Below are 4944 nucleotides of genomic sequence, written 5' to 3'. Positions count from 1 at the left end.
GCGGTTCTGGATCCCGGGTTCTCGCCTTCGGCGAGCCCCAGGATGACGGTGGGGGGTACGATGGGTAGGGCCCGCCAAGCAGGTGCTCAAACATCCTCGTCGTCGTAGGCCGGCAGCCGCTGCTGGGGCCGCCGCCCGCCCCGGACCGGCTTGCCGCTGGCGGCGACCCCCGCGACGAGATCGGCGATGTGGCGAAGCGACTCCGCCGGAAATCCCGTCCCGGACCCGTCGCGCCCGGCGCCCTCGCGGCCCTGCGGCATCAGCGCCTTGGCAAAGCCGAGCTTCTGCGCCTCCTTCAGCCGGGCCGGAGCCTGTGCCACCGGGCGGATCGCGCCGGACAGCCCGACCTCGCCGAAATACACCGCATCCGACGGCAGGGCCGACCCCGAGAGCGAGGAGACGAGGGCGGCGGCCACCGCGAGGTCGGCCGCCGGCTCGCCGATGCGCAGGCCCCCCGCCACGTTGAGGTAGACGTCGTGGCCGCCCAGCCGGATGCCGCCATGGGCCTCCAGCACCGCCAGCACCATCGACAGGCGGTTGGGGTCCCAGCCGACCACGGCGCGCCGCGGCATGCCCAGCGCGGAGGGCGCCACCAGGGCCTGGATCTCGACCAGCAGCGGGCGCGTGCCCTCCATCCCGGCGAAGACCGCGGTGCCGGGCGCCGCGAGGTCGCGCCCGGCGAGGAAGAGGGCCGAGGGGTTCGGCACCTCGGCGAGCCCCCCGTCGGTCATCTCGAACACGCCGATCTCGTCGGTGGGGCCGAAGCGGTTCTTCACCGCCCGCAGGATGCGGAAATGGTGGCCCTGGTCACCCTCGAACGAGGCGACCGCATCGACCATGTGCTCGACGACGCGGGGGCCGGCGATCTGCCCGTCCTTGGTGACGTGGCCGACCAGGATCACGGCGGTGCCCGACGTCTTGGCGAAGCGGATCAGGCTCTGGGCCGAGCCGCGGACCTGGGTCACCGTGCCGGGGGCCGATTCGACCGTCTCGGTCCACATCGTCTGGATCGAATCGATGATGGCGAGGGCCGGCGGCTTGCCCTGGCTCAAGGTCGCGATGATGTCCTCGACATTGGTCTCGGCGGCGAGCTCGACGGGGGCGCTGGCCAGCCCGAGCCGCTCGGCGCGCAGGCGCACCTGGCCCACCGCCTCCTCGCCCGAGATGTAGGCGACGCGCTCGCCGCGCTTGGCGAGTGCCGCGGAGGCCTGCATCAGGAGCGTCGACTTGCCGATGCCGGGATCGCCGCCGAGCAGGATCACCGAGCCGCGCACGAAGCCGCCGCCCGTCACCCGGTCGAGCTCGGCGATGCCCGAGGAGGTGCGGGGCGCCTCCTTGACCTCGCCGGTCAGGCCTTCGAGCGGAAAGATTCGTCCCCGCGCCCGGCTCGGCCGGGTCGCGACCGGGCCGGAGACCGGGCTCGTGGCACCGGTCTCCTCGACGATCGTGTTCCAGCCGTTGCAGGCCTCGCAACGCCCGCGCCAGCGGTTGTAGACCGCGCCGCAGGACTGGCAGGCGAAGGTCTGGTGGTTCTTCGCCATCGGCGGCGGGTCTCCGGGGTTTTTTTAGGCCGCGCGCCGGCCTCCGTGTCGTGTTCCTGATATGTCCCGAGCGGCGGACCGTTGCAACCGGGCCCGCCCCGCCGCCGGTGACGGTCGCGAAACGAACCCGCCGCGCTCGTGCCGCGATCGCCCGCGACAGCTCGGCCGTACGACGACGATGCACGCAGAGACGACCATGGCCCGGGCCGGCGAATCCTACACCTACGACCGTACCCAGCGCGGCTTCCACTGGCTGATGGCGGCCCTGATCCTGGTGGCGTTGGCCTTGGGGATCTACGCCGCCTGGCAGGTCCCCGGCACCTCGCCGCGGCGCGAGATCCTCGACATCCACAAATCCATCGGCCTGACCGTCCTGCTGCTCCTGCCCTTGCGCTTCGTCTACCGGCTCGTCGCCGGCGAGCCGGCCTACCGCACGCCGCCCTCCCGCTCGGCCCATCTGGCGGCACGGCTCGCGCATGGGAGCCTCTACGCCCTGATGCTGCTCCTTCCGGTCAGCGGCTACGTCTACTCGGCGGCCGGCGGCTACGGCCTGCCGTGGTTCGGCGTGTTCTCGTTCCCGCGCCTCGTGCCGGTCGACAAGGCGCTGTCCCTCGCCGGCTACACCGCGCATTACTGGATTGCCTGGGGCGTCGGATTCGTGCTCGCCCTGCACGTGCTCGCGGTGGCCTGGCACGCCTGGATCCGGCGCGACGAGGTGCTGGGGCGGATGTGGCCGCGTCGGGCGGCCGAGGGGTGAGGCCGGTCGCGATCAATCCCGACGACTGCCTCGAGACCGAGGAGGGGCGGGTCTGGACCCCCGAGCGGAGCCGGCAGGCGTGGCAGGCCTGCTACGAGACGCTGCGGCGGGCGCTCCGGGCGGATGACGGCCCCCGTACCGTCGTGATCGTCTGCGGCCTTCAGGGTGCCGGCAAGACGACCTGGATCGGGCGCCAGGCCCGGCATCCGGAGGTCGTCTACTTCGATGCCGCGCTCCCGGGCGCGCGGCATCGCCGACCGATCGTCGAGATCGCCCGGTCGGCCGGCGCCCGCGTCGAGGCGGTGTGGATCGACGTCCCCCTCGCCCTCGCCTTGACGCGCAACGCCTTGCGGCCCGCCGACCGGCGCGTCCCGGAGGAGGCGATCCGCTCGGTCGCCGGCCTCTTCGAGGCACCGACCGCCGCCGAAGGCTTCGACCGGATCACGGTCGTCCGGCCGGGCGCTGCTCCAGATCTTTGATCTTTCATCATTTTTTCTTGACGGACCGATATTTCCGTCGTCGGACGATGCCCGGGGCAGATTTCGCAGGAGCGACCCCCGGTCTCGCGACAAAAATCTGCGATGAAATAATAATTCAAGCAGGCGAAACATCGGTCCGGCAGGGCAAGCCTGATCAGGTGCCGAGCGCCGGAAGCCCATCTCCCGCGGTTCCGTCGTCTCGCAGCGGGCCCGAGGGCAGACGGACGATCTGGTCGCCTGCCCGGATCGTCGCGATCCGGTGCGTGACCGAGACGATCGTCAGCCGGTCGGCGACGCCTCGCAGCCCGTCCATGACCTCGCGCTCGGTCTCCGCGTCGAGGGCGGAGCTGGCTTCGTCCAGGATCAGGATGCTCGGCGCGCCGTAGAGGGCGCGCGCGATGGCGATCCGCTGCCGCTCGCCGCCGGACAGCTTCAGCCCCCGCTCGCCCACCACCGTGTCGAACCCGTCCGGCATCGCCTCGATGCGAGGCAGGATCGAGGCCCGTTCCGCGGCCGCGCGCAGGCGGACGGCATCGAAAGGACGGCCGAGCACGATGTTGGCCGACAGGGTGTCATTGAGGAGCACCACGTCCTGCGGCACGACGCCGACCTGGGAAAACCAGTCCGTGTCGGTGACCCGCGTCAGGTCGATGCCGTCGACGAGGATGCGACCTCGCGTCGGCGCGGCGCCCTTGAGCAGCAGCTTCAGGACCGTCGACTTCCCCGATCCGGTCTCGCCCGTGAGGAAAGTCGGCGTCCCGCGCCTCGCGGTAAACGACAAGTCCGCGACCCCCCGTCCGTTGGCGTAGCGGAACGTGACGTCCTCGAACGTTATCGTGCCCTCGGCGGCCCGGTAGGGCACGGGGTCGTCCGGCTCGGCCTGCTCGGGTGCGGACCAGAGCGTCGTCAGCGGCCGCAGGCGGGCGGCCGCCTCCGTGCTCTCCTTGATCGCCATCCCGACGAGGCGGAACGGCTCGTTGAGCTGCAGGAGCAGCGTGTTGAACAGCACGATGTCGCCGACCGTCAGCGATCCGGCCTCGTAGCGCGGCATGAGGAGCAGGAACGTCACGGCCAGCTGAAGTGTCGCGGCGAGGCCGAGCGCGCCGCTGAAGGCGCTGCTCGCCAACACGTAGCCACGCCAGCTCGCGACGGTCTCGCCCGCCCCCCGGGCGAACCGATCCTTGATCCAGGCCTCGCCCCGGGTCTGGCGCAGCGTGTCGATCAGCGCGACGGCGTTGCCGACCAGCTTCGCGTTCTCCTGGCTGCTCGCCATCGCGGCCTTCAGGAACGGGCGGACGCGACCGATGCGGACGTAGTCGAGGCCGATCACGATCGCCCCGTAGACGAACACGATGACGGCGACGTCCCAGCTCAGGAGACGCCAGAGGAGGACGGCCGCGATCGTGATCTGGACGAGCCCCGGAAGCAGGCCGCCGACGACGAGCTGCGAGACGGTGTTGAGCGCCTGCGCGCCCGATTGCCGGGCGCTGCCGATCTCCGCCGAATTGTGCGCGAGGAAGAAATCCGGCGTCTTGCGCAGGAGAGCCGAGAAGAAGGCCGTGTTCGCCATGAAGGCGAGGCGCTCGGCACAGAGGAGGATGAGGAAGCGGGCGGCCTGACCGAGAGCCGCCGCGACGCCGACGAGGAGCGCGTAGAGGAGCAGGAGACGCAGGGCTGCGCCGGCTCCCGTCCCGGTCGTCAGCGCGTCGACGGCGCGGGAGAAGAGATAGGGCGCGGTGATCGCCGCGAGGGCGCCGACGACCGTGGTACCGATTGCCAGCAGGGTCGCCTGGCGCGCTTCGCGCCAATACGCCTCGAGCACCAGACGAATGATCGACCGCATCGAGACCGGTGTGGCCCTACCGCACCGCCGGCGCGAACAACCCCAGGAACAACGGCCGCGCGTAGAGGTCGGCCGCATTCTCCGGCGTCACCCCGGGCACCCAGGCGGGCAGCTCGGCCGCCGCGTTGACCATGCTCGACACGAGCTGCGCGGCGATGCCGGCGTCGAGCGGGCGCACCGAGCCGTCGGCCATGCCGTCGACGAGGCAGAAGCCGAAACGCTCGGTCAGGCGGTTCATGGTGCGCCGCGTCTCGGTGCGCCCGCTCGACGCCGGCATCGCCGCGCAGCTCGTGTCGAGCATGGTCAACGCGGCGGCCGAGCTGC

4 protein-coding genes and 1 pseudogene are annotated in these 4944 nt (G+C 71.4%); 2 read left to right on the top strand and 3 right to left on the bottom strand.

Annotation, left to right across the window (positions count from 1 at the left end):
• Positions 1 to 86: 86 nt before the first annotated feature.
• Positions 87 to 1541, bottom strand: a complete 1455-nt coding sequence (gene radA / locus QR78_RS26660) for a DNA repair protein RadA (protein WP_048430630.1) — start codon at positions 1539 to 1541, stop codon at positions 87 to 89.
• Positions 1542 to 1719: 178 nt separating this feature from the next.
• Here radA and QR78_RS26655 point away from each other — a divergent pair, with 178 nt between their 5' ends.
• Together QR78_RS26655 and QR78_RS26650 are read left to right on the top strand one after the other, a co-directional pair.
• Complete coding sequence (locus QR78_RS26655) at positions 1720 to 2298, top strand: cytochrome b (RefSeq protein WP_244276624.1); 579 nt, start codon at positions 1720 to 1722, stop codon at positions 2296 to 2298.
• Positions 2295 to 2777, top strand: coding sequence for an AAA family ATPase (locus QR78_RS26650; RefSeq protein ID WP_048430631.1), 483 nt, complete (start codon positions 2295 to 2297; stop codon positions 2775 to 2777). The genes QR78_RS26655 and QR78_RS26650 overlap by 4 nt, the downstream gene beginning before the upstream one ends.
• Before the next feature lie 154 nt (positions 2778 to 2931).
• Here QR78_RS26650 and QR78_RS26645 read toward each other — a convergent pair whose 3' ends face one another.
• The gene (locus QR78_RS26645) at positions 2932 to 4620 is read right to left on the bottom strand and encodes an ABC transporter ATP-binding protein (RefSeq protein ID WP_048430628.1); all 1689 of its coding nucleotides are present in this window, start codon (positions 4618 to 4620) and stop codon (positions 2932 to 2934) included.
• 16 nt (positions 4621 to 4636) lie between these two features.
• Positions 4637 to 4944 (bottom strand): annotated as a pseudogene (locus QR78_RS26640) (hypothetical protein); the annotation flags it as partial.

Origin of the sequence: Methylobacterium indicum, from assembly GCF_001043895.1 — a bacterium.
GTDB lineage: Bacteria > Pseudomonadota > Alphaproteobacteria > Rhizobiales > Beijerinckiaceae > Methylobacterium > Methylobacterium indicum.
Note: the sequence above shows the minus strand (reverse complement) of the source record. Positions and strands in the feature narration are given on the sequence as shown.

Coding starts and splice junctions, on each gene's coding strand:
- radA (WP_048430630.1), bottom strand. CDS start 1,541: ATGGCGAAGAACCACCAGACCTTCGCCTGCCAGTCCTGCGGCGCGGTC.
- QR78_RS26655 (WP_244276624.1), top strand. CDS start 1,720: ATGCACGCAGAGACGACCATGGCCCGGGCCGGCGAATCCTACACCTAC.
- QR78_RS26645 (WP_048430628.1), bottom strand. CDS start 4,620: ATGCGGTCGATCATTCGTCTGGTGCTCGAGGCGTATTGGCGCGAAGCG.